1 protein-coding gene is annotated in these 1,017 nt (G+C 79.8%); it reads left to right on the top strand.

All coding sequences use genetic code 11. From position 1 onward, the window contains the following. A partial coding sequence (locus L1885_RS28725; protein ID WP_235800058.1) for an ATP-binding protein occupies positions 1 to 1,017 on the top strand: 1,017 nt, incomplete at both ends.

Genomic DNA, 1,017 nt, shown 5'->3' with positions numbered 1-1,017 from the left:
CCGCGAGCCCCGCCGGGGGCCCGGCCGCCGCCGCACCCGCTTCCCCGGCGCCCGCCGTGCCCGGCAATCTGCGCGCCCGCCTGACGTCCTTCGTCGGCCGCGAGCGGGAGATCCGGGACCTCCACGCGGACCTCGCGCGCGCCCGCCTCGTCACGCTGCTCGGGCCCGGCGGCGCGGGGAAGACCCGGCTGTCGCAGGAGGCGGCGGAAGCGGCCGCCCCCGCCCACCCCGACGGCGTGTGGCTCGCCGAACTCGCCCCCGTCGACGATCCCGGCACCGTGCCCGAGGCCGTCCTGACCGCGATCGGGGCACGCGAGACGGTGCTGCGCGGCGCGGGCGCCGAGGAACTGCGCGCCGCCGACCCGCGCGCGGGCGAGCCCCTGGCCCTGCTCGCCGAGCACCTGGGGCGGCGGCGCATGCTGCTCGTACTGGACAACTGCGAGCACGTGGTCGGCGCCGCGGCCGAGGTCGCGGAGGTGCTCCTGACCCGCTGCCCGGGGCTGACGGTCATCGCCACCAGCCGCGAGCCGCTGGGCGTGCCGGGGGAGGTGGTGCGCCCCGTCGGGCCGCTCGCCACGGACGCGGCGTTCCGGCTGTTCGCGGAGCGCGGCCGCGCCGTACGGCCCGACTTCGCGGCGGAGGAGGACCCGGTCGCGGTGGGGGAGATCTGCCGCAGGCTCGACGGGCTGCCCCTGGCCATCGAACTGGCCGCCGCCCGGCTGCGCGCGATGTCGCCGCGCCAGATCGCGGACCGGCTCGACGACCGCTTCCGGCTGCTGAGCCGGGGCAGCCGCACCGTGCTGCCGCGGCAGCAGACGCTGCGCGCGGTGGTCGACTGGTCGTGGGACCTGCTGGACGGGGACGAACGCGCGGTCCTGCGGCGGCTTTCGGTGTTCGCGGGCGGCTGCGACCTCGCCGCCGCCGAGGCGGTCTGCGCGCAGGGTCCCGGCGGCACGGGCGCCACCCCCGGCACGGGCGGCGCCCCCCGGAGCCCGGAGCGGACCGGCACGGGCCCCC

This window comes from Streptomyces fuscigenes, assembly GCF_021556455.1.
Classification (GTDB): domain Bacteria; phylum Actinomycetota; class Actinomycetes; order Streptomycetales; family Streptomycetaceae; genus Streptomyces; species Streptomyces fuscigenes.
The sequence above is the reverse complement of the archived record's forward strand: the minus strand, read 5'-3'. Positions and strand labels throughout refer to the sequence as shown.